Here is a 20,763-nt window from a genome sequence, read left to right as displayed (position 1 = left end):
ATTATCCAGCCTGGTGTTTCCCTTGGCCACTTCATCCCCCGATGTCCCCAGTTTTCAGGATCTGATCTTCCGGTTGCAGCAATTCTGGGCCGACCGCGGCTGTGTCGTCATGCAGCCCTACGACATGGAGGTGGGGGCCGGCACCTTTCACCCGGCAACCTTCCTGCGCTCCATCGGCCCCGAGCCCTGGAATGCTGCCTATGTGCAGCCGTCCCGGCGACCGACGGACGGACGCTACGGCGAGAACCCGAACCGCCTGCAGCACTACTACCAGTACCAGGTGGTGCTCAAGCCGTCGCCCCTCGACATCCAGGAACAGTACCTGGACTCCCTGCGCATGCTGGGGATCGACCCCTTGGTGCACGATATCCGCTTCGTCGAGGACAACTGGGAGTCGCCGACCCTGGGCGCCTGGGGCCTGGGCTGGGAGGTCTGGCTCAACGGCATGGAGGTGACCCAGTTCACCTACTTCCAGCAGGTCGGCGGGCTGGAGTGTCGGCCGGTGACCGGCGAGATCACCTACGGCCTGGAGCGCATCGCCATGTACCTGCAGGGCGTTGAGAGCGTGTTCGATCTGGTCTGGGCCCGCACCCCCGCCGGCGTGGTGACCTACGGCGACGTGTTCCTGCAGAATGAGCGCGAACAGTCCGCCTACAATTTCGAGCACGCCGACGTGGCGGCCCTGTTCCGGCAGTTCGACGTCTGCGAACAGCAGAGCGCGGCCCTGGTGGAGGCCGGTCTGCCGCTGCCGGCCTACGAGCAGGTGCTGAAGGCGTCCCACCTGTTCAACCTGCTGGACGCGCGCGGGGCCATCTCTGTGACCGAGCGTCAGCGCTTCATCCTGCGTGTCAGGACCCTGGCCCGGGCCGTGGCCGAGGCCTACTACCAGAGCCGCGAGCAGCTCGGATTCCCGATGCTGTCGCAGAGCCGGTCGGACACCCCTACCCAGGAAAGTGCCTCGCAGGAAGGCCTTGCACGGACAACAGCACAGCAGGAGGCGCGCGCGTGAACGCAGACCAGAACCCTGACAGCGAACAGACCGCCAGCCTGCTGGTGGAGATCGGCACCGAGGAGCTTCCGCCAACGGCCCTGAAACGGCTGTCCGAGGCCTTCGCCGATCAATTGAGCACCCAATTGACGGAACAGCGCATCGGGCACGGGAATCTGGAGCGCTTCGCGGCACCCCGGCGGCTGGCGGTGATCATCCAGGATGTGCAGGTGCGCCAGCCGGACCAGGAGACGCTGCGCCGAGGCCCGGCGCTGGCAGCCGCGTTCGATGCCCAGGGACAACCGAGCAAGGCGGCGCTCGGGTTTGCCCGTTCCTGCGGTGTCGAGGTGGACGCCCTCGATCGGGAGCAGACCGACAAGGGTGAATGGCTGTGCTTTCGGCAGCAGGCCACGGGAGAACGCACCCTCACGCTGCTGCCGGCACTGGTGGAGGCGGCCCTGGGCCGGTTGCCGATCCCCCGGCGGATGCGCTGGGGAGACGGCGATGCCGAATTCGTGCGGCCAGTGCACTGGGTCTGCGGCCTGCTTGGGGCGGAGCCGGTGCCCGGCCGGGTATTGGGGCTGGACATCGGCACAGGCTCTCGCGGTCACCGGTTCCATCATCCAGACAGGGTGCAGATCCCGCGGCCGGAGGCCTACGCCGAGGCACTGCGGGCCGCGTCGGTGGAGCCCAGCCTTGAACTGCGCCGACAGGCGATCCGGGAGCAGGTACTGCAACTGGCGGCCTCGGTGCATGGCCATGCCGATCTGCCGGACGACCTGCTGGACGAGGTTGCGGCCCTGTGCGAGTGGCCGACGGCACTGCTCGGCCGGTTCGATGCGGACTTTCTGCAGGTGCCGGCAGAGGTGCTGATCGAGACCATGCAGAAGAACCAGAAGTATTTTCCGGTATTCGACGACACCGGCGCGCTGATGCCCTGGTTCATCACCATCGCCAACATCCGCAGCCGTGACCCGGACCTGGTGCGCGCCGGCAACGAACGGGTGATCCGCCCGCGCTTTGCCGATGCGCGATTCTTCTGGGAGCAGGACCGCAAGACCCCGCTGGCCGACCGACGCGATGCCCTTGGTTCCGTGGTGTTCCAGCACAAGCTGGGCAGCCTGCTGGACAAGTCCCGACGGGTGGCCGGGCTGTCGCGGCACATCGCAGGCCTGCTCGACTACGACCAGGACGAGGCGGAACGGGCGGCGGAGCTGGCCAAATGCGACCTGGTGACCGCCATGGTCGGTGAGTTCGCCAGCCTGCAGGGGACAATGGGTCGCTACTACGCCCAGCACGACGGCGAACGGCCCGGTGTTGTCGCCGCCATGGAAGAACAGTATCTGCCCCGCCATGCCGGTGACCGGCTGCCCACCAGCGATGCCGGGCGCACATTGGCCCTGGCGGACAAGCTGGACACCCTGGTCGGCATCTTCGCCATCGGTCAGCGACCCACCGGCGTCAAGGACCCTTACGGCCTGCGCCGGGCGGCCATCGGCGTGCTGCGCATCCTGATCGAAACCCCGCTGGCCCTGGACCTGAAGGATCTGCTGTGGCAGGCCGCCTTCGGTTATCGGGGCGTGGTGGAAGCGGAGGACGCCGTAACCCAGGTATTCGATTACATGATGGAGCGGCTGCCTGGCTACTACGGCGACATGGGCGTCGCCGCCGAGGTGGTGGATGCGGTGCTGAGCCTGGGGCCGCAGGTGCCCAGCGACATCGATCGGCGGATCCTTGCGGTGGCGGCCTTCCGCCAGCTGGAGGCCGCAGAGGCCTTGTCCGCTGCCAACAAGCGCATCCGCAACATCCTGAAGAAATCCGGCGACGGGATCGCTGCCGATATCGATACAACCGTGCGTCCGGAAGGCCTGCAGGAAGAGGCCGAACGGCGGCTGGCCCAGGGGGTTGAGCAGATGCGGGCGCGGCTTGCGCCGATGCACGCGGCGCAGGACTACGAAGGCATGCTGCGCACCCTGGCCGGATTGCGGGAGGATGTGGACCAGTTCTTCGACCAGGTCATGGTCATGACGGACGACGCCGAGCTGCGACGCAACCGACTGGCCTTGTTGCGATCGCTCGAGCAATTGTTCCTGCTGACCGCGGACATCTCGCGACTGCACTAGTGGTCTCGCGGTTGCTGCAGCAGCGGATAGGGTTGCCGGGGAGCGGAACCACCGGACTGGTGATCCTTGACCGTGACGGGGTCATCAACCAGGACTCGGATGCCTTCATCAAGTCACCTGAGGAATGGTTACCCATCCCAGGCAGTCTGGAGGCCATCGCCACGCTCGGCAACGCCGGTTTCACCGTGGCCGTTGCCACCAATCAGTCCGGCATTGCCCGCGGCCTGTTCGACATCGATACCCTCGGTGCCATTCACCAGCAGATGATGCGCCGCCTGGCGGACCTGGGCGGCCATGTGGATGCCATCGCCTTTTGCCCCCATGGCCCGGGGGACGGGTGCCGCTGCCGCAAGCCGGCGCCTGGTCTGCTGCTGGAACTCGGCCGGCGCCTCGGCAGGCCGCTGGCAGGGGTGCCGGTGGTGGGCGATTCCCTCAGGGACCTGGAAGCGGCCGTCGGTGTCGGCGCCTCGCCGATCCTGGTCCGCACCGGCAAGGGAAGGCGGACGGAACAGACCTTGCCCGAGACGCTGGCGGGAATACCGATTGCGGATGACCTGCAAGCTGCCGTCGACCTGATCCTGCGCACCTATCCGGATCCTGCGCGATAGGATCCCACCCTCCGGCCTGCACGGCTGGCCCCGGCCAGCAGACTCCACAAACGTTCGAGGTATCGTCAACCATGGTGACTCTGCGTTCGCTCGTCTTCTTTGCGATTCTGATCCTGGCCGTGATCGCCTACGCCCTGGCGATCATGGTGTCGTCTCGCTGGATGTCCCGGGACCGGTTGCAGGGCCTTTCGCGCAGTTGGTCGCGCTTTCTTTTACGGACATTGCGGCTGGTGTGCGGGCTGGACTATCGGATCTGCGGGCTGGAGAACCTGCCGGACGGACCCTGCATCCTGCTGTCGAAACATCAATCTGCTTGGGAGACCATCGCCCTGCCGGGGGTCATCCCCAAGCTTCAGGTCTGGGTGCTGAAACAGGAATTGATGCAGATACCTTTTTTTGGCTGGGCCTTGCGGGCGTTCGATCCTATTGCCATCGATCGCTCCGCCGGGCGCAAGGCCATGCGACAGTTGCTTGCCGAGGGCAAGCAGCATCTGGACGCCGGCCGATCGATCCTGGTGTTTCCGGAGGGAACCCGGGTGGCCGTGGGTCAGCGCAAGGCATTCACCATCGGCGGCGCCATTCTGGCGGAGCGCAACCAGGTACCCATCGTGCCCATCGCCCATAACGCCGGGGTGTTCTGGGCGCGGCGCGGGGTCAGAAAGCGGCCCGGCTGCATCCAGGTGGTCATCGGCCCGCCGATCGCAGCCGAGGGCCGTTCGGCCCAGACCCTGAATGCCTTAAGCGAGGAATGGATCAATTCCACCGTGGAATCACTGCCTCAACAGGCAGGCGACTGAGGCAGCACCTGCAAATTTGCAGCCTTGCCGCAGTTCCATTGACCGCAGCGCAACAGGGGAGGCAAAGCGCACGCAGGGAGGCTTATGGACAACTGCCATCCATTTTTTCGCCGCACCTTTAGCGGGGTGGGTATCGGCAAGCACCGATGATCGTTCGCTACGCAGATCTCAGATATCGATGTTCTCCGCATCCAGCGCATTGCTCTCGATGAAGGCCCGCCGCGGCTCCACCTGTTCGCCCATCAGCGTCGTGAAGATCTGATCTGCGGCCACCGCGTCCTCGATGGTGACCCGCAGCAGGCGACGGGTGGTCGGATCCATGGTGGTGTCCCAGAGCTGCTCGGGATTCATCTCGCCAAGGCCCTTGTAGCGCTGGATGTGATATCCACGTTTGGCCTCGCCGATGAGCCAGTCGTAGGCCTCGGCGAAGTCAGCCACCGCGGCAGAACGCTCGCCGCGGGAAACCATGGCACCCGGCTCGATGAGTCCTCCCAGCTGATCGCTCAGACCGGCGATGCGGCCGTAATCCACCGAATCGAAGAAGTCCAGCGGCACCAGACGTGTCTCGGGAATACCGTGGACCAGGCGAATCAGCTCGATGCTCTCCGGGCGATCTTCCGCATCCGTCAACACACGCGCCCGGTAGTCCACCGCCGGACCGCTGCCGGTGGATAGCCGCTCCACCAGAGGGCCCAGCCACGCCATGATCGCCTCAGGGTCCGCGCGCATGTCCGCGGTCAACCTTGGCCGGTTGACCAGTTCCGCCAGGAACAGCGGGTCATGCCGGTGGGACAGGCGCGTGACCATGGCGCGGTAGATCTGGAAGTCCCGCACCAGCGCCTCCAGCGCGACTGTGGTCATGGGCGGCGCACCGGTGGCAACCGACAGGCTCGCGCCGTCCAGCGCCGCGGCGATCAGCGAGGCGCCCAGTTCCCCGTCGTCCAGTAGATAATCTTCCTGCTTGCCGCGCTTCACCTTGTATAGCGGTGGCTGGGCGATGTAGACATGGCCCCGATCCACCAGCTCTGGCATCTGGCGATAGAAAAAGGTCAGCAGCAGGGTGCGGATATGGGCGCCATCCACGTCTGCGTCGGTCATGATGATGATGCGGTGATAGCGCAGCTTGTCCGGGTTGTATTCCTCCCGTCCAATGCCGCAGCCCAGGGCGGTGATCAGTGTGCCGACTTCCGCCGACGACAGCATCTTGTCGAAACGGGCCTTCTCGACGTTCAGGATCTTGCCCTTCAGCGGAAGGATCGCCTGAAAGGCCCGGTCGCGACCCTGCTTGGCGGAACCGCCGGCGGAGTCGCCCTCGACGATGAAGAGTTCGGAACTGGACGGATCCTTTTCCTGGCAATCCGCCAGCTTTCCGGGTAGGCCGGCGATGTCCAGCACGCCCTTGCGGCGGGTCATCTCCCTGGCCTTGCGGGCGGCCTCACGGGCGCGGGCCGCTTCCAGCATCTTGTTGGCAATGACCTTGGCCTCGGCGGGATTCTCCTCCAGGAAGGCATCCAGGTATTCCACCAACAGGGATTCCACCACGCTCTTGACCTCCGACGAGACCAGCTTGTCCTTGGTCTGGGAGGAGAATTTGGGGTCCGGCACCTTGACCGAGACTACGGCCGTCAGGCCTTCGCGGGCATCGTCGCCCACCGGGCGGGTCTTCTGGTGCTTGTCCAGCGCCTCGCGCTCGATGTACTGGTTCAGGGTACGGGTCAAGCCGGCGCGGATGCCGGCGAGATGGGTGCCGCCGTCTTTCTGCGGGATGTTGTTGGTGAAGCAGAAGATCGACTCCTGGTAGGAGTCGTTCCACTGCAGCGCGATCTCAACCGTCACCTCTGACCGCTCCGCCGTGAAGTAGAACACGCTGGGATGGATCGGCGACTTGTTTCGGTTCAGATGCTCGACGAAGGCGCGGATTCCGCCCTTGTATTCGAAGGTGGCCTCGCGGTCGGTGCGTTCGTCCCGAATGCGGATCTTGACCCCGGAGTTCAGGAACGACAGCTCTCGCAGGCGCTTCACCAGGATCTCGTAATGCAACTCGAGATCGGTAAAGATGGTGCCGGAGGGCTTGAAGGTGATGGACGTACCACTGCCTGTGGCTGCGCCGATTTCCCGCAACGGATACTGCGGCTCGCCGAGCCTGAACTCCTGCTCGTAACGGATGCCATCGCGGTCGATCTGTAGCCGCAGATGTTCCGACAGGGCATTCACCACCGAGACGCCGACACCGTGCAGTCCGCCGGACACCTTGTAGGAGTTGTCGTCGAATTTCCCGCCGGCGTGCAGTACCGTCATGATGACCTCGGCCGCTGAACGATTCTCTTCCGGGTGGATGTCCACCGGGATACCGCGGCCATTGTCTGCCACTGTCACGGAGCCATCTGCATGCAGGGTCACCAGGATATCGCTGCAATACCCCGCCAGGGCCTCGTCGATGGAGTTGTCCACCACCTCGAACACCATGTGGTGCAGGCCGGTACCATCGTCGGTATCGCCGATATACATGCCGGGGCGCTTGCGAACGGCATCCAGGCCGCGGAGTACTTTGATGTTTGACGAATCGTAGGACATGCGTGAGGGACAGCCGGTGAGGAAAGGACGGGGGTTGCGGGTTGCATGCGGAGGGAGATCCGCATCAAGCGCCTGATTATACCGCGTTTTTGGAACTTCCGGGACGATGGGGCGCGATGGTGCGGCAACGACTGCCCGGTGACTTTCCAAGCAGCGCTCGCTTCGTCGCAGAGGCAAATTTGAGCGAGGTTGGCGGATACGTCAGACCACCGCTCGCAGGCTGGGCATCGACCGTACTGTTCCATGTTCCACGTGGAACACCTGCATGCCGGCCTGTCTGACTGCGCTGCCAGGCGACTCCAACGCGGTACTCAGCACCTGTGTCGACGCGGCGCGTATGGCGCCGTACAACAATGCCTGTCGCTCTCGATCCAGTTCAGCCGGCAGATCATCAACCAGCCAGATTGAAGGCTCGGGATATTGTTCCCGCACCACCCGATCCGCGGCCAATTGCAACAGTACGCCGGCCGTCTTGTTTTGGCCGCGGGAGCCTACCCAGGTTGTCCCGTCTCTCTGCAGGCAGAAATCACCGCGCGAGGCGGAAAGGTAGGTATAGCCGCGGCCAACGTCCCCGGGGAGCTGTCGCTGGAGCACGGCCAAGGTTTGATCGGGATCCGTCGGGATGTCAGAGCGCCAGACGAGCTCGAGTCCATCCAGAACACCCAGCTCAAGTGCAAGGGTATGAAATGCCTGCCGGAGCCGGTCTAAAAGGTCGGCCCTCACCTTGGCAAGGATGCTCAGGGCGGCGGCATACTCGGCATCCCAGATCGCAGCGCCCTGACCGCCGGCACGCAACCAGGCGTTGCGCTGGGCAGCAGACCGACGTAATCGGCTTCGTAGCTCCGCCAGGCCATGTTCCACGTGGAACACGTTCCAGTCGATGAAGCGGCGGCGAAGCTCCGGATCACCCTCCACCAGCGCATGCATCGCCGAACCGACCAGCCTGACCGGTAACCCTGTCTCCCGGGTTACGACTCCAAGCTCCGAACGCCATTGGCGCCTGACTGCATGTCCGCCCTGATAGCCGGCCAGATCGATGCTGGCACCAGCCGCCCCATGCATCACCACCGGTCCGTGTCTGCGGCCGCGGAAACTGCCGCCCCTGTTGACCAGGTAGACCGCCTCCAGTAGCGATGTCTTGCCGGCCCCGTTCCCGCCGACCAGGCAGACGTGCCCTTCCGAAAGGCTCAGCTCGACCGCGGCCAGATTCCGCAATCCGCGGATCCGCAGATGTTCGATCCAGGCCACGACCCCTGTCCATCAGAGCCGCATGGGCATGATCACGAAGATCTCGTCCTCGGTGCCCTCACCCCGCCAAATGGAACTACCGTCGGCATCCCGCAATCGCACCTCGATCCGGCTGGTTTCCACGGCATTGATCACATCCATGATGTAACCAACGTTGAACCCGACCACCACGGGTTCACCCTGATATTCCATCTCCACCTCATCCTCGGCCTGCTCATGTTCCGGATTGTGCGACAGCAGACCGAGGACGCCGTCGTTGAAACTGACTCGGACGCCCTTGTATTTTTCGTTCGACAGGATCGCGGTACGCTGCAGGGCCCCCTTGAGCACATCCTTCGCCAACAGCGCGACGTGCGGCAGATCCTTCGGGATGACCCGATCGTATTCCGGATATTTGCCGTCCACCAGCTTCGACACGATGGCGGTTTCGCCAAAGCTCACGCGTATCGTGCGGGCACCCATCTCCAGCCGGACCAGGGCATCGTCCGTGGGCAGCAGGCGCTTGAGCTCGATCACCGACTTTGCGGGCACGATGGCCTGCCGGGACGATTCACCCGTGTCCACAGCCGCTGCAAGTGCCCCTGACATCTTCGCCAGCCGATGCCCGTCCGTCGCAACCGACACCAGCGACGCAGCCTGCAGCTCCAGCAGCACGCCATTCAGGTAGTAGCGCACATCCTGCTGCGCCATGGCGAAGGCCGTTTTTTCGAACAGTCGCTTCAACACCGAGGCGTCCAGATCCAGCGACAGGTCCAATTCACCGGTCTCCATCGACGGAAAATCATCCGCTGGAAGCGTGCTGAGTGAAAACCGGCTACGGCCGGATGAAACCAGCACACGTTCAGCTTCCTTCCGGATGCGGATCATCGCGCCTTCCGGCAGCGTCCGGCAGATATCCAGGAACTTCCGGGCGGGTACCGTCACCGACCCGCTGTCATGGACCTCCGCCGGCGTCCGCGTGGCGATTTCCAGCTCCAGATCCGTACCCCGAATCGCCAGGCTCGCATCGCTGGCACTGAGCAGGAGGTTTCCAAGTATCGGCAGCGTCTGTCGCTTTTCGACGACGCCCGACACGATGGAGAGCGCCGGCAGCAGACCCGCGCGTGTAATCTCGATGTTCATGAACGACCCATCCTGTTGCTTTATACCTGTTACAAGCGAGATTTCGGTTTTCGTCCCGACCGTTGGTCTTTGGCCGCGCCCCCAGTCCGAGGAAATGCTGGCTGATTCAGCATTCACCGCACGGGGCAGGAGACCCCGCCTTTTTATCGGCGCACGCCACTGAAAATGAAGCGATTCCAAAAATACATTTCGGATCGCGTACTGATTGTTGGCCCGGACCGGATCAGGGAAGCCAATCCATCAGCGTCTCTCTAAGCCGTTAGGGTACGCAGCAGGATCTTGTAGTCCTCTTCCAGCATGGTGTCGGCCTCGCGCAGCTCCGCCACCTTCCGCGTAGCGTGAATCACCGTGCTGTGATCCCGGCCGCCGAACGCGGCCCCGATCTCGGGCAAGCTGTGCTTGGTCAGCTCCTTGGCCAGCGCCATGGCCATTTGCCGCGGACGGGCGATGCTGCGCGTGCGCTTTGCCGAAACCAGATCGGCGACACGGAGCTTGTAATGGTTCGCCACGACTTTCTGGATGTTCTCGATGGTGACCTGCTTGTCCTGAGCCACCAGCATGTCTCTGAGCACATTGCGCGCAAAATCCATGCAGATCGGCGACCCGGTGAACTGCGAGTTGGCCACCAGGCGTCGCAGCGCCCCCTCCAGCTCGCGGATGTTGGAGCGCATCCGCTTGGCAACAAAGAACGCCACATCTTCCGGCAGTTCCACCCCAACCGTTGCCGCCTTGCTGTGCAGGATCGCCACCCGCGTCTCCAGATCCGGTGGATCGATGGCCACCGTCAGCCCCCAGCCGAAGCGCGATTTCAAACGGTCTTCCAGCCCGGCGACCTCCTTCGGGAACCTGTCGCTGGACAGGACGATCTGCTGCTTGCTCTCGAGCAGGGTGTTGAAGGTGTGGAAAAACTCTTCCTGGGAGCGGTCCTTGTTGGCAAAGAACTGCACGTCGTCGATCAACAGCGCATTGACGCGCCGGTAGCGGCGCTTGAACTCGTCGATCTTGTTGTGCTGCAACGCCCGGATCATCTCCGACACAAACCGCTCGGAATGCACGTAGATCACCTTGGCATCCGGATTGGTCTCGACAATGACGTTGCCGACGGCGTGCATCAGATGGGTCTTGCCGAGACCGACCCCACCATAGATGAACAGCGGGTTGTAGGCGGTGCCCGGATTCTTGCCGATCTGCATGGACGCGGCCCGAGCGATCTGGTTCGACTTGCCTTCGACGAAGGTGTCGAAGGAGAAGTCCGGATTCAGATTGCCCTCGCGTCGACGACGCATGCGCTCCGCCTCGTCGGACGCAGACACATTCGACAGCCGCCTGGCCGCCGAGTCGCCCTCCTCGTCCGGGCTCCGCAAGGATCCGATCTCGAAGCCCAAGCGGCCGATGCGTTGACCGCTGACCTGCGCGCAGAGGGTAAGGATGCGTTGTTCGTAGTGCTGTTGCACCCAGTCCTTGACGAACCGGTTTGGCGCAAACAGCAACAGGATGTCGCCCCGGTCACTCGCCTGCAGGGGCAGAATCCAGGTGTTGAATTCCGCCGACGTCAGTTCCCCCTTGAGCAAGGATGTACATTCCTTCCACACCTCTAGCATCGGCTGCAAATCCCCATAGAGTCCCACAAGCACACATCACTATCGTCAACGCCCATGAACCGCGAAGACAGGGATCCATTTGCCTCCCTGATCCGATTCCCTGATCCGATTCCCTGATCCGATTTCCTGATCCGACTTCTTGATCCGACTTCTTGATCCGACTTCTTGATCCGATCCAGGCCAAAAAACAGCATTTCCCTTCCAACCAAGGTCCGCCCCTGTCCCACCGATCAGGTCCATGGCTGCCTGCACTGGCAAAGAGCACCAGTCTAGCCCCCTCCGTGCGACTTATCCACAACCCCATGCATCTGCGGGGCCAGCATGAACCATGCCCGGCTACGTAGAGATTGACCTTGCAGGACGTCAAGGTTATCATTGTGAGTCTTTTTTCTGCGTACTGCCCTTCCGGGCGGTGCCCGTCCCGAATCATCTCCCGTCGAGGGCCATCGTTGTGAAGCAGACATTCAAGCCCAGCCGTCTCAAGCGCGCACGCACCCATGGTTTCCGTGCGCGTTGCGCAACCCGTAACGGCCGCAAGGTCATTCAGGCGCGTCGTGCCAAGGGTCGTGCCAGACTGACGCCCTAGCACTGGCTCCCGAAGACTCAGTTCGAGCGGCAACCTGAACGACAATCCGACAGCCGGCACCATCGAAGGCGTGACCCAAGTCGCAACGGAAGATGCGACCGGTGATCCGAACAATGATCCGGCCGGCAACTCGGTCAGCGATCTGTTCGACCCGAAGGCGAACGTCCCGGTCAAGCGTCCGCAACCAACGCAGGCACGCTGTGCTGACAGGGGCTTTCCCCGCCGGCGACGTCTGTTGCGGCCGGGCGACTATCAGGCCGTCTTCGCAGATCCTGCCCGCAGCAGCGACCGCCTGTTTACGGTGCTCGCCAGCCGCACCTCGGTCGATACAGCATGTTCTCGCCTGGGCTTGGCCATCTCGAAAAAATGTGCACCGCGGGCCGTGGACAGAAATCGCATCAAGCGCCTGATCCGGGAGTCGTTCCGTCAGGGTGCGGTTGCGACATGCGCGCTGGATCTGGTCGTGCTCGCGCGTCCGCAGGCGCGGACGGCCGACAACCGGTCCATCGCCAACTCGCTGCAGCGCCACTGGTCAAGGCTCCAGCAGCGGTTGTGCGCACCCTCGTCCGACTGATCATTCGCGTCTACCAGTACGCCATCAGCCCGCTGCTCGGTCAGCACTGCCGCTATCATCCCAGCTGCTCCCAGTACACCCTCGAGGCCGTCGAGCGCTTCGGCGTGTTCCGCGGCTGCCTGATGGGCATCAAGCGTCTGTCCCGCTGCCACCCCTGGCACCCCGGTGGCTTCGACCCTGTTCCAGAACCACGGAAACCCCGTCACGATGGATAACATCCGGCTCCTGCTCATCCTTTCCCTTGCCGCCATCCTGTTCCTGATCTACCAGGCCTGGGTCCAGGACTACGGATCACCGGCCCAGCCGGCCAAGGTCGCCAGCCAGACGGATGCCTCAGTGGCCGCCGATCAGCCCCCGCTGGACGCCCCCGACGCTCCTCCGGCCACCCCCGTCGCTCAGCCCGCTGGTGACAACGCCCTGCCCGCGGTCGCCGGAGCCCCCGCCGGCAGCATCATCAAGGTGGAAACCGACGTGATCCGCGCAGAGATCTCCAGCGTCGGCGGAACCCTTCAGGCCCTGTGGCTGCTGGACTATGCCCAGACCGCCGACGACCCCAGCCGCCCATTCCAGCTGCTGAAACCCGACATGCCGAACATGTTCGTGGTCCAGTCCGGCCTGCTGGGCAACCAGGGCCAGATTGCGCTGCCCACACACAAGGCGCACTTCACCAGCACGCAGTCGCGCTTCAGCCTGCCAGCTAACGAAGACACGCTGACAGTGACCCTGCACTGGACCGAAGGCGGCATCGAGGTGCGCAAGCACTACCACTTCCAGCGCGGCAGCTACCTGGTGCGGGTGGAGCAGGAGATCGTCAACCAGACCGACGCCGCCCTGGCCCTGCGCACCTACGAGCAGCTGCAGCGCACCGAACTCTATGATCCGGAGAAGTCCAGCTTCATCCATACCTTCACGGGCGGCGTCTACTACGGCCCGGAGACCAAGTACCGCAAGGAATCCTTCGGCGACATGGCCGACGAGCCCCTGGATGTGAAGATCACCGATGGCTGGATCGCCATGATCCAGCACTACTTCATGGCCTCGTGGATTCCGCCGCAGCAGGTGGAGCAGACCTTCTATACCAAGGTTGTCGGCAATGACCACTACATCATCGGCACCTACTCCCCGGCGCTGACCATCAACCCGGGCGAATCCCGCATCGTCGACACCCGCCTGTTCGTCGGCCCCAAGCTGCAGAACACCCTGGAGGAGATCGCCCCGGGACTGGAGCTGGCAGTGGACTACGGCTGGCTGACCATCCTGTCCAAGCCGATCTTCTGGTTGCTCAACGCCATCCACTCGCTGGTGGGCAACTGGGGCTGGGCCATCATCATCCTGACCATCCTCATCAAGCTCGCCTTCTACAAGCTGTCCGAGACCAGCTACAAGTCGATGGCGAACATGAAAAAGCTGGCGCCAAGACTGCAGGCGCTGAAAGACCGCTACGGCGACGACAAGGAACGTCTGAACCAGGCCATGATGGAGATGTACAAGAAGGAGAAGATCAATCCTCTGGGGGGCTGCCTGCCCATACTGGTGCAGATCCCGGTCTTCATCGCGCTGTACTGGGTGCTGCTGGAGAGCGTCGAACTGCGCCACGCACCCTTCATCCTGTGGCTCGACAACCTGACTGCGCCGGACCCCTACTATGTGCTGCCACTGATCATGGGCGTGTCCATGTTCGTCCAGCAGAAGCTCAACCCGCCGCCGCCGGATCCCATCCAGGCCAAGGTGCTGATGGCGCTGCCGTTCGTGTTCACGGTGTTCTTCGCCTTCTTCCCGTCGGGGCTGGTGCTGTACTGGACCGTGAACCAACTGCTGTCCATCACCCAGCAATGGCACATCACCCGCAAGATCGAAAAGGCGGAGGCCACGAAACGGGCCAACTAGAGACAAGGGCGCTCCACAGGTCCCCGTCTGATCACTGAACGATTGCAACCTGGCGTGAACGCACGCGACACTATTGCCGCCGTCGCCACCGCGCCTGGCGTCGGCGGCATCGGCATCGTTCGCGTCTCCGGCCCTGACTGCGCCCGCATCGCCCGGGCCATGCTGGGCCGGCTGCCCAAGCCCCGTCGGGCCCTGTTCGGCGATTTCCTGGGGGCAAACGCCGACCCACTGGACTCCGGTCTCGCGCTGTTCTTTCCGGCGCCACATTCGTTCACCGGTGAGGACACCCTCGAGCTACAGGGCCATGGCGGCCCAGTGGTGCTGGACCTGGTGCTGGCGCGCGTATTGGCACTGGGCGCACGCCTGGCGCGGCCGGGCGAATTCAGCGAACGGGCATTCCTGGAAGGCAAGCTCGACCTGGCGCAAGCCGAGGCCATCGCCGACCTCATCGACAGCGGCACCGTCGCCCAGGCGCGCCTGGCCAGCCGCACCTTGCGCGGCGTGTTCTCCGAACAGGTCGACGCCTTGCTGACGGACCTCATCCGCCTGCGCACCCTGGTGGAGGCCGCTCTGGACTTCCCGGACGAGGACATCGACGTCATCGCCGACGCAGATGTCCGCGCAGACCTGAACGCGCTGCTGCAACACACCGTTAACCTGCTGCAACAGGCCCAGCGCGGCGAGCGTGTCCGCGACGGCCTGCTGATCGTGCTGGCCGGGGCGCCCAATGCCGGCAAGTCCAGCCTGCTCAACGCCCTGTCCGGCCAGGACACGGCTATTGTCACCGCCATCCCCGGCACCACGCGCGACCTGTTGCGGGCCGACATCGTCATTGATGGTCTGCCACTGCGGGTGGTGGACACCGCCGGCCTGCGGCTGTCGGCGGACCCCATCGAACGCGAGGGCATCCGCCGCGCCCGGGAGCAGATCGATCAGGCCGACCGCGTCCTGTTGATCGTCGACGACCAGCAAGACCCCGACGCCTGCGCCGTCGACCGCGCGCTGCTCCCGGACGGCGTGGCCTTGACCCTGGTGCGCAACAAGATCGATCTGAGCGGTCGCAGCGCCGGCGTCATCCGACCGCAGACCGACGGCCCCACCGAGATCGCCTGTTCCGCCGAAAGCGGCCTCGGGCTGGACGCGCTAAGGGATCATCTCAAGCACTGCGCCGGCTACCGTGGTGCAGCCGAAGGCGAATTCAGTGCCCGCCGACGCCATCTCGACGCCCTGCGCCGCACCCAGGCGCATCTTGTGGCCGCCCGCGACACCCTCGACACCACCGCCTCCGCCGAACTGATGGCCGAAGACCTCCGCCAGGCCCAGCACAGCCTTGGGGAGATCACAGGCGCCTTCACCTCCGACGACCTCCTCGGGCGCATCTTCTCGGAATTCTGTATTGGGAAATAGGGCCTTGGAGCCCTGTTGGTTACAAATGCCCTGGTAGCCGGCGCAGTCCTAGAGAGGGTTCCGTAACACATCCAGGCCGCGGCCGCTTTTGAACGCACCCGCGATACTTCCGGTATTCCGGGTTGCGCCGGCCTGCCCCGGTCGGTATCGATCACGCGATCAAAAGATCCGCCAGCTTGAACACCGCCCCCAGCACCGCCAGCCCGCCGAGCAGCCAGCGCGTCTGCGCCGCCATGGCCTGGTGCAGGTTCACCTCCACACGGGCGATCCGCTCCTGCAGACGCGCCTCGACCTCCCCGATCTGCAGTTCCAGTGCCTTGATGTCCCTCTGCAGCCGCGCCTCGACCTCGCTGATCTCCTTCTGCAGCCGTGCCTCGACTTCGTGAATCTGCAACTCGACGGCCTTGATCTGCTTCTGCAGCCGTGCCTCGACTTCGTGAATCTGCAACTCGACGGCCTTGATTTCCTTCTGCAGCCTCCCCTCGACCTCCTTGATCTCCTTCTGCAGCCGCCCCTCGACCTCCTTGATCTCCTTTTGCAGCCGCAGCTCGCTCTCACGCACATGGCCCTGGGTGGCCAGATCGGTGATCTGCGGAAAGCGCGCCTCCAGGGCATCGAAGGCGTCGGCGATCAGGCGCGCGCGGGTCTTCTCGTCCGGCGCCTCGGTCAATTGGGTATAGAGTTGCAGCGCTGCACTCATGGCGATCAATCCTGTCGTCGGGGTCTTCGCTCTGCCGTCACCGCTCGGGCGTTTGCGACACATTCGAACGCGTGGACAGCACCTCTCAGTCTAGCGCCTCGGCGAACCCGGGAGCAAAGGGCGGTCGAGTACAACGGCGTCTCGACCTGGGCCGTGCCGGCCCCGCACGGGAAGCGCCGAATAGATCAGCGCTTCCTTAACGGCCGTAGACCTGCTCGGGCAACCAGGTGATCAGGCCCGGGAACTGCCAGGCGATGGCGAGCATCAGCAGCTGGATCAGGATGAAGGGCACAACGCCGCGGTAGATAGTACCGGTGGCGACGGTGGCCGGAGTGACGCCCCGCAGGTAGAACAACGCGAAGCCGAATGGCGGGGTCAGGAAGGACGCCTGCAGGTTCAGCGCGATCATGACGCCGAGCCAGACCGGGTCAAGCCCCATGGCCAGCAGCACCGGGGCCACCAGGGGCACGACGACGAAGGTGATCTCGATGAAGTCCAGGATGAAGCCGAGCAGAAAGATCACCAGCATCACCAGCAGAAAGGCCCCGGTGACGCCGCCGGGCAGGGACTCGAACAGATCCTCGATCAGCCTCTCGCCGCCGAAGCCGCGGAACACCAGCGAGAACAGCGATGCACCGATCAGGATCAGGAAGATCATGGCGCTGATCTCGGTGGTGCCCTGCGCTACCTCCCGCAACAGGCCCAGGCGCAGCTTGCGCTTTACCAGCGCCAGCACCAGGGCACCGACGGCCCCCAGCGCGGCCGCCTCGGTGGGAGTGGCATAGCCGGCCAGGATGGAGCCCAGCACGGCGCCGATGAGCAGCAGCGGCGGCAGCAATGCGCCCACCAGACGGCCCCAGTCGATGGGGCCAAGTTCGTCCTGCGGCAACGCCGGTAGCTTGCGCGGTTGCAGCCAGGCCACGGCAACCAGGTACAGGATGTAGAGCCCCACCAGCATCAGCCCCGGGATCAGCGCACCGACGAACAGGTCGCCGACCGAGACCGTCTGCGGCGAGAAGATGCCCATGCTGAGCTGCGCCTGCTGGTAGGCGCTGGACATCACGTCGCCCAGCAGCACCAGCACGATGGACGGCGGGATGATCTGGCCCAGGGTGCCGGTGGCGGCCAGGGTACCGGTGGCGACGGATTGATCGTAGCCGCGGTTCAGCATGGTCGGCAGCGCCAGCAGACCCATGGTGACCACCGTGGCGCCGACGATGCCGGTGGAGGCCGCCAGCAACGCCCCTACCACACAGACGGAGATGGCCAGCCCACCGCGCAAACGGCCGAACAGCCGCGCCATGGATTCCAGCAGGTCTTCGGCGACGCGGGACTTCTCCAGCACAACGCCCATGAACACGAACAACGGCACCGCCAGCATGGTCTGGTTGTTCATGATGCCGAACAGGCGGTTCGGCAGCGCCTGCAGGAAGGCCGGTTCGAAGGTGCCGGTCAGCACCCCCACGCCGGCAAACAGCAGAGACACACCGCCAAGGGTGAAGGCCACGGGATACCCGGCCATCAGGGCCAGGCAGATGGCCACGAACAACAGGATGGCCATGGTTTCAGCCATGGGAGGACTCCGGCAACGCATGACCGGCCAGCAGATGGCCCGCCTTGATCAGGTCCGCCACTCCCTGCAGCCCCAGACTCCCGGCCAGCAGCCAGAGAATGGACTTCTGCAGGAACACCAGCGGCAGCCCGCCGCTCTCGCCGGATGCCTCCAGCGTGGACCAGGCATTGATCACGTAATCCCAGCTCGCCCAGCCGATGAACAGACAGAACGGCAACAACAGGAACAGGTTTCCGAGCAGATTCACCAGGGCCTGACGGCGGGCGCTGAAGCGCTGATAGAAGATGTCCACCCGCACATGGGCATTGCGCTGCAGCACCCAGGCGGCAGCGCCCATGAAGACCAGGGCATGGGCATACAGCACCGCCTCCTGCAGCGCAATGGCACCGATGTTGAAGCCGTAGCGCAACACCACCACCACGGCGGTGCCGACTACCAGGAACAACGTCAGCCAGGCACAGGCCTGACCGAGGCGGGCGTTGAAGGCATCGATGCGCCGCGCCAGCCGCAGCAATCGCGGGAGCGGCTTCGAGACTGGGGTTGACATGACTGGCATTCTAGCGGAAACAGGGCCGGTCACGCGGATAATTGTCACAAACAATCGACAGGAGAGCGCATGAAACGACGCCAATTCATCACCGCCGCCGGCGCCGGTCTGGCCGCCACGGCACTGGCCGGCTGCCAGCAAAAGCCAGAGGCAAACCAGGCCGAGGCCTCCCCAACAGAGACCTTCGAGTGGAAACTGGTCACGTCCTGGCCGAAGAACTTCCCTGGCGTCGGTGTCGGCGCCGAGCGCTTTGCACAGAAGGTCACTACCGCCAGCGGTGGGCGTCTGAACGTGCGCGTCTATGCCGCCGGTGAACTGGTGCCGGCGCTGGAGGTGTTCGACGCGGTCTCCCGCGGTGCCGCCGAGATGGGCCACAGCGCCTCATACTACTGGAAGGGCAAGATACCGGCGGCGCAGTTCTTCTGTGCCCTGCCCTTCGGCCCCAATGCCCAGGAGATGAATGCCTGGCTGCATCACGGCGGCGGCCTGGAACTGTGGGAGGAGGTCTACGCCCCCTTCGGCGTGTTGCCCATGGCCTGCGGTGCCACCGGGGTACAGAGCGCCGGCTGGTTCAACCGCGAGATCAACAGTATCGAGGATCTGAAGGGCCTGAAGATGCGCACCCCGGGCCTGGGCGGCGAGGTGCTGACCAAGCTCGGTGTCACGGTGGTGAACATGCCTGCCGGCGAGATCTTTACCGCCCTGCAAACCGGTGCCATCGATGCCACCGAGTGGATCGGCCCCTACAACGACCTGGCGCTGGGGCTGCACAAGGCCGCACGGTACTGCTACTTCCCCGGCTGGCAGGAGCCCAACGTCAGCTTCGAGCTGACCATCAATCGCGAGGCCTGGGACAGGCTGCCGGCGGATTTGCAGGAGATCGTGCGCGCGGCCGCCCGGCAGGCCAACGGCGACATCCTGGACGACTACAACGCCCGCAACATGGAGGCCCTGGAGCAGTTGCAGGCCCAGGAGGTCGTGGTGCGCCAGCTGCCCGCCGCAGTGCTGAGCGCACTCCAGGCCATCGCCCCCGAAGTCATCGACACCACCGCCGCCCGGGATCCGGTGGCGAACAAGGTCTGGCAGCAACAACGCGCCTGGCTGGAGCGGATGTTCGCCTATACCGCGCTGACCGAGCAGCACATCCATAACCTGAGGGGCTAAGGAAGCGCTGATTTTTGGCCAGCAGGCCAATGCATCAGCGTTTTACCAAGAATCGTCCGTCCTTCCGGTCGGAAAACCGGAATCCAGGCCAGGGATGGCAACCTCGCCGCTGGTCTACTGATCAGCATCCGACACGCACTTGCCCTCCGTGGCCTGGATCCCGGCTTCCCGGCCAGGACGACCTGGAATAGCCAACGACCATCGGTTGGTGAGCAAGACCCCGGACCGCTAACACCCAGGCCGCGAAAACCGACATCTCGTTTGCGGCAGGTCTGGTTGCCCCAGGCAGGGCCGGGCGCCGCATATAGTGCCCATATGTTACACATAAAGGATTGTCATTCTGGTCCGCTGCTTCAGCGGGGCCGGAGCGGCCTCTGCTGCCTCCCTTCACCGATATGACCATCTAATGTCATTCGATTAACATCGAAATGTGGTCGATCGGCCGTTCTGGCACTGTGCCCTATGATGAGTGTTTGTAATTCTTCTTTGTCGTAGTAATAACGCAGGTGGAAAACCACCCAAGGCATGAAATCTAATTTATAATGAGTGACTTGAGGATTTTTCTCACTGTTGTCGGTCGGCCGTTCAGCCTGTGGGTAACTGGTGGATAATCAGATCGGCTGAAATCAGCCACAGGTTATCCACAGCCGGCACCGCATTGCTGTCGACAGACTTGTTCGTACCGGTCTGCCGATCAGTCTTGCATGTCGGTCGATGCACGCCGGGTGGGACGGAAGCGGCCGAGGATGGGACGACGGCCGTGGTCAGATCAGGGAGCGTGCGCCCTTACCGTCGATCGCAATGACCTGACAGCTGCAGGTCTCCGCCACCGCCTGCGTCCAGCGGCGAAAGCACTCGTCAAACCCTATCGGGGTCGGGCGCGGGATCACATTGGCAACACCATCATGCGAAGGACACCGTTGGTGAAGGGCGCGAACTGGCGCAACCGGTCGAGCTTCTCGCACCGAAACTCCTCGATCGCTTCCCAGCCCCAAGCCCCCAGCGCCGCTGACCACCGCCCAGACCGCCAGCCCTCCAGCTCAATGACGAATGGAATCGCGTGCAAACGCCGCGATCAGTCGCGCGCCGCCAGCGTAGACGCCTGCCGGCCTCCTGATCACCCAGTCGCTGACCCAATGCCTATGAAAACACGGGCAACGCGCAAGCGTTCGCCTGTCTTGCCCTAGCCCGCAAATCTCACCAAGGGATTGAAGGAGGGCGGCTCTATCTGGCATAAGGGTTGTGCGATCAACGACTTGTGCCG

17 protein-coding genes are annotated in these 20,763 nt (G+C 63.9%); 10 read left to right on the top strand and 7 right to left on the bottom strand.

Annotated elements, in window-relative coordinates; all coding sequences use genetic code 11:
• Positions 1–22: 22 nt before the first annotated feature.
• The 4 genes from glyQ to F2Q65_RS01600 all read left to right on the top strand — a co-directional run bounded on the left by glyQ (position 23) and on the right by F2Q65_RS01600 (position 4,516).
• Positions 23–1,009 carry a glycine--tRNA ligase subunit alpha gene (gene glyQ, locus F2Q65_RS01615; protein ID WP_150089758.1) on the top strand — a complete coding sequence of 329 codons (987 nt, stop codon included), beginning with the start codon at positions 23–25 and terminating at the stop codon, positions 1,007–1,009.
• Positions 1,006–3,111 (top strand): glycine--tRNA ligase subunit beta, encoded by a 2,106-nt coding sequence (gene glyS / locus F2Q65_RS01610; RefSeq protein WP_211353920.1) that lies wholly within the window; start codon positions 1,006–1,008, stop codon positions 3,109–3,111. The genes glyQ and glyS overlap by 4 nt, the downstream gene beginning before the upstream one ends.
• A gap of 56 nt (positions 3,112–3,167) precedes the next feature.
• On the top strand, positions 3,168–3,719 hold the full coding sequence (gmhB, locus tag F2Q65_RS01605) for a D-glycero-beta-D-manno-heptose 1,7-bisphosphate 7-phosphatase (protein WP_150090205.1): 552 nt from the start codon (positions 3,168–3,170) through the stop codon (positions 3,717–3,719).
• A gap of 71 nt (positions 3,720–3,790) precedes the next feature.
• Complete coding sequence (locus F2Q65_RS01600; RefSeq protein ID WP_150089756.1) at positions 3,791–4,516, top strand: lysophospholipid acyltransferase family protein; 726 nt, start codon at positions 3,791–3,793, stop codon at positions 4,514–4,516.
• 168 nt (positions 4,517–4,684) lie between these two features.
• Here the strand turns inward: F2Q65_RS01600 and gyrB are convergent, their stop codons facing one another.
• The 4 genes from gyrB to dnaA all read right to left on the bottom strand — a co-directional run bounded on the left by gyrB (position 4,685) and on the right by dnaA (position 11,061).
• The gene (gene gyrB, locus F2Q65_RS01595; RefSeq protein ID WP_150089754.1) at positions 4,685–7,090 is read right to left on the bottom strand and encodes a DNA topoisomerase (ATP-hydrolyzing) subunit B; all 2,406 of its coding nucleotides are present in this window, start codon (positions 7,088–7,090) and stop codon (positions 4,685–4,687) included.
• Between the two features lie 201 nt (positions 7,091–7,291).
• Positions 7,292–8,338 (bottom strand): DNA replication/repair protein RecF, encoded by a 1,047-nt coding sequence (gene recF / locus F2Q65_RS01590; protein ID WP_150089752.1) that lies wholly within the window; start codon positions 8,336–8,338, stop codon positions 7,292–7,294.
• A gap of 12 nt (positions 8,339–8,350) precedes the next feature.
• Positions 8,351–9,460: a DNA polymerase III subunit beta gene (gene dnaN / locus F2Q65_RS01585; RefSeq protein WP_150089750.1), complete on the bottom strand. Its 1,110-nt coding sequence runs from the start codon at positions 9,458–9,460 to the stop codon at positions 8,351–8,353.
• Positions 9,461–9,711: 251 nt separating this feature from the next.
• A complete protein-coding gene (gene dnaA / locus F2Q65_RS01580) occupies positions 9,712–11,061 on the bottom strand; it encodes a chromosomal replication initiator protein DnaA (RefSeq protein ID WP_150089748.1) in 1,350 nt (449 codons plus the stop codon).
• A gap of 451 nt (positions 11,062–11,512) precedes the next feature.
• Here dnaA and rpmH point away from each other — a divergent pair, with 451 nt between their 5' ends.
• From rpmH to mnmE, 5 genes are all read left to right on the top strand, one after another.
• Positions 11,513–11,647, top strand: a complete 135-nt coding sequence (rpmH, locus tag F2Q65_RS01575; RefSeq protein ID WP_150089746.1) for a 50S ribosomal protein L34 — start codon at positions 11,513–11,515, stop codon at positions 11,645–11,647.
• Positions 11,648–11,717: 70 nt separating this feature from the next.
• Positions 11,718–12,221 carry a ribonuclease P protein component gene (rnpA, locus tag F2Q65_RS01570; RefSeq protein WP_246155891.1) on the top strand — a complete coding sequence of 168 codons (504 nt, stop codon included), beginning with the start codon at positions 11,718–11,720 and terminating at the stop codon, positions 12,219–12,221.
• Complete coding sequence (gene yidD / locus F2Q65_RS01565; protein WP_246155886.1) at positions 12,200–12,436, top strand: membrane protein insertion efficiency factor YidD; 237 nt, start codon at positions 12,200–12,202, stop codon at positions 12,434–12,436. The genes rnpA and yidD overlap by 22 nt, the downstream gene beginning before the upstream one ends.
• A complete protein-coding gene (gene yidC / locus F2Q65_RS01560; RefSeq protein WP_150089742.1) occupies positions 12,429–14,108 on the top strand; it encodes a membrane protein insertase YidC in 1,680 nt (559 codons plus the stop codon). Before yidD ends, yidC begins: the two co-directional genes overlap by 8 nt.
• Positions 14,109–14,162: 54 nt before the next feature.
• Complete coding sequence (gene mnmE, locus F2Q65_RS01555; RefSeq protein WP_150089740.1) at positions 14,163–15,515, top strand: tRNA uridine-5-carboxymethylaminomethyl(34) synthesis GTPase MnmE; 1,353 nt, start codon at positions 14,163–14,165, stop codon at positions 15,513–15,515.
• 151 nt (positions 15,516–15,666) lie between these two features.
• Here the strand turns inward: mnmE and F2Q65_RS01550 are convergent, their stop codons facing one another.
• The 3 genes from F2Q65_RS01550 to F2Q65_RS01540 form a co-directional block, all read right to left on the bottom strand.
• Positions 15,667–16,215 (bottom strand): DUF342 domain-containing protein, encoded by a 549-nt coding sequence (locus tag F2Q65_RS01550; RefSeq protein WP_150089738.1) that lies wholly within the window; start codon positions 16,213–16,215, stop codon positions 15,667–15,669.
• Positions 16,216–16,411: 196 nt separating this feature from the next.
• Positions 16,412–17,788, bottom strand: a complete 1,377-nt coding sequence (locus F2Q65_RS01545) for a TRAP transporter large permease (protein ID WP_150089736.1) — start codon at positions 17,786–17,788, stop codon at positions 16,412–16,414.
• Positions 17,781–18,335, bottom strand: coding sequence for a TRAP transporter small permease subunit (locus tag F2Q65_RS01540; RefSeq protein ID WP_150089734.1), 555 nt, complete (start codon positions 18,333–18,335; stop codon positions 17,781–17,783). Before F2Q65_RS01540 ends, F2Q65_RS01545 begins: the two co-directional genes overlap by 8 nt.
• Positions 18,336–18,404: 69 nt before the next feature.
• Here F2Q65_RS01540 and F2Q65_RS01535 point away from each other — a divergent pair, with 69 nt between their 5' ends.
• Positions 18,405–19,499, top strand: a complete 1,095-nt coding sequence (locus F2Q65_RS01535) for a TRAP transporter substrate-binding protein (RefSeq protein WP_150089732.1) — start codon at positions 18,405–18,407, stop codon at positions 19,497–19,499.
• Positions 19,500–20,763 lie beyond the last annotated feature (1,264 nt).

It is taken from the genome of Thiohalocapsa marina (assembly GCF_008632335.1).
Lineage (GTDB): Bacteria > Pseudomonadota > Gammaproteobacteria > Chromatiales > Chromatiaceae > Thiohalocapsa > Thiohalocapsa marina.
This window is presented reverse-complemented; position numbering and strand designations above follow the sequence as displayed.